Below are 2,745 nucleotides of genomic sequence, written 5' to 3'. Positions count from 1 at the left end.
CGCGCGGCCAGCGCGGCGGGCCGTCCCACGGCCAGCAGTCGCAGGAGCGCGGGGTTGTCGCCGTCGCGACGCGTACCGGACGTGACCGACGAGGCCGCCGAGAGCGCGCCCCCCAGCGCCAGTACGGTGGCCACCTGGGGCAGCCCGGCCGCCACAGCGAGGGCGGGCAGCGCGCAGGCGACGGCCAGCACCGCGAACCGGGCCGGACGCCGACCGGCGCGCCGGACCTCCTGCCAGGCCAGCGTCCACGCACCGGTCACCGGCCAGCGCCGCGAGCGCAGCGTACGGCCCCTCCAGTGGTTGTCCTCCGCCGCCCACGTCAGCGCACCGGGATCGAGCATGGCGGTGGCCTGCGCCACCCTGCCGGTCTTGAGGGAGGCGGCCATGATCTCGCGGGCGGGTACGCGGTCGAAGGCCGCCCAGGCCCGCCGTACCAGGAACGCGGTCACCGTCGCGGCGCACCCGGCAGCGGCGGCGGCCAGCCCGGCCGGGCCGCCCGCCAGCGCCGTCAGCGCGGAGCGGCCAGGTCCGGCACCGAGCACGGCCAGCAGGACGGCCGCCACCACGGTGATCGCGATCAACGACTGGAACCACCCGTCCCAGGCGGGGTGAGCCTGGCCCAGGACGCCCAGCGCCATGCCGCCCAGCCCCGCGCCGAGACCCAGGACCAGCGCGGCGGTCAGCCGCAGTGAGGTCTGGTCGGGAGCGCCGAGCACCGACACCAGCGCCACGCCCAGCAGCAGTCCGCCCACGACCGAGACCGCGAGCAGCACCAGCGCCGTCCTGCCCAGCACGGCCCGGCGGGGCAGCGGGGACAGCAGCCGCCAGGACGCGTCGGCGGCCGGCAGCACCACCGGGCCGACGGTCCTGACCAGCGCCAGATAGCCCGCGTACGCCACGGCCACCAGCGCCAGGCCGGAGCCGAGCCGGGCGGGGTCGGCCTCGCGGGCGAGCCCGCCCAGCGCGGACGCGATCGGCTGACCGCCGATCGCGAGCACCAGCAGCGCGCCGAACAGCGTCACGTACCGGTCCTGCCAGCGCCTCAGCACGCCGCCTCCAGGGTGACCAGCCGGGCCCCGCACGCCGTGGCGAGGTCGCGGTCGTGGGTGGCCATGACGACGGTTCCGCCGTCGGCCGCGTACGCGCGCAGGAGGTCGCCCAGGCGCGCGCGGAAATCGGCGTCCAGGCCGCGCTCCGGCTCGTCGAGCAGCAGCAGGCGGCTCGGCCTGATGAGCGCCATGGCCAGCGACAGCCGCTGCCGCTGCCCGGTGGACAGGGTCAGCGGGTGCTGGTCGGCGCGTCCGTCGAGCGCGAAGGCCGACAGCGCCGCCTGTGCGCTCAGCCGTCCGCCGTCGTGCACCGACAGGGCCATCTCCAGGTGCTCAAGGACGCTCAGCCCCGGGTACCAGGCCGGTTCGTCGCCCACCAGGGCCACCTCGCGCCAGAAGCCCGCCGCGTCGACCGGCGGGCCGTCCAGCACGTGGACCTGGCCGGAGGACGGGGTCTGCAGCCCGGCCAGGCAACGCAGCAGGGTCGATTTGCCCGCTCCGTTCTCCCCGGCGATCGCCACGATCTGGCCGGGTGAGGCGGTCAGCGCCACCCCGTCGAGCACGCGGTGGCCGCCCAGCTCCACCCGGACGTCACGGGCGGCGACGATCTCTGCCTTCATGCTTGGGGAGTTTATGTCCGCCGTCGGCGTGCCACGCGCGGTTGAGCTGGTCTCTGCGGGTTCGTTAAGGATCGGCCCGTTCCGTGGCGGTCATCCGGCGACGCGGCGGCGGCGGGCGCGCTGGCGGCAGGTCGGACCGCAGTAGCTGGCCGGCCGCCCGGTGGCCCGGACGCGCAGCCGGGCGCCGCATTCGAGGCAGTGCCGCACGGTGTGCGCGGCGGTTTCGTGACGCTGGAGGGCGGAGGTGTCGCGAAACGTCTCGGGTTTCGTGACGGCGGGCGGGCGCAGTCCGTCCAGCAGCAGCCGTACGAGCCGCGTCCCGCGTTCCCGGTCCCGGTGGGCCGAGCGCAGCGCGGCGGCGCCGACGCTCAGCGCGGTCAGATCGTCCACCCGCACGTCGGCGCGGATCGCGCCGGCCTGCTTCGCGTTGCGCAGCAGGCGGTCGAGCGCCTCGTGGAAGCGCTGCGAGGCGGCGGACAGCAGGGCGCGCGGCCAGCTCTTGTCGGCGGTGAGCGCGTCGCAGAGATGCTCGAGACCGGCCGACTCCTCGATCATCTCGACCAGGAACCCGAACAGCGCGTCACCTGGCGTGGCGCGGGCGCTCCACCGGTCGGCGGCGGCCACGAACCCCGCGACCTGCTCGGCGAGCACCGCCTCGACCAGGACCTCCTTGCTCGGGAAGTGCCGGTAGACGGTGCCCGCGCCGACCCCGGCCCGCTGCGCGATCCGGCCGAGCGACACCCCGTACCCCTCCTCGGCGAACGCCCGCATCGCGGTGCGCAGCACGTTCTCCCGGTTGCGGCGGGCGTCGGCCCGCCCGGCGAGCGCCGTGCCCGGCACCGGTGCCGCTGTCATGTCACGTAATCCTTGTCTGTGGCGTGGAGGGGGGTGGAGCATTCCGGATTGCCAGAGTATCCGCCTTCCCCGCTCCACCGTCCATGGAAAGGACACCATGACCACCGTGACCCCGGCCGGCCCCGGCTCCCCCATCCTCGTCACCGGCGGCACCGGCAAGCAGGGCGGCGCCACCGTCCGGCGACTGCTGGCTGGAGGCCGGCCGGTGCGCGCTCTGGTGC

The 2,745-nt window shown here is 75.7% G+C and carries 3 protein-coding genes; all 3 read right to left on the bottom strand.

Features of this window, described 5'->3' with window-relative positions; all coding sequences use genetic code 11:
- The coding region (locus ABD844_RS34160) for a DUF6297 family protein (RefSeq protein ID WP_344887158.1) at window positions 1-1,049 on the bottom strand (1,049 nt) is incomplete at its 3' end.
- Window positions 1,043-1,669, bottom strand: coding sequence for a heme ABC exporter ATP-binding protein CcmA (gene ccmA / locus ABD844_RS34155; protein ID WP_344887156.1), 627 nt, complete (start codon window positions 1,667-1,669; stop codon window positions 1,043-1,045). The genes ABD844_RS34160 and ccmA, both read right to left, overlap by 7 nt.
- 90 nt (window positions 1,670-1,759) lie before the next feature.
- On the bottom strand, window positions 1,760-2,524 hold the full coding sequence (locus ABD844_RS34150) for an SbtR family transcriptional regulator (RefSeq protein ID WP_344887154.1): 765 nt from the start codon (window positions 2,522-2,524) through the stop codon (window positions 1,760-1,762).
- Window positions 2,525-2,745: the final 221 nt, after the last annotated feature.

It is taken from the genome of Nonomuraea antimicrobica (genome assembly GCF_039536965.1).
GTDB classification, from domain to species: domain Bacteria; phylum Actinomycetota; class Actinomycetes; order Streptosporangiales; family Streptosporangiaceae; genus Nonomuraea; species Nonomuraea antimicrobica.
Note: the sequence above shows the minus strand (reverse complement) of the source record. Positions and strands in the feature narration are given on the sequence as shown.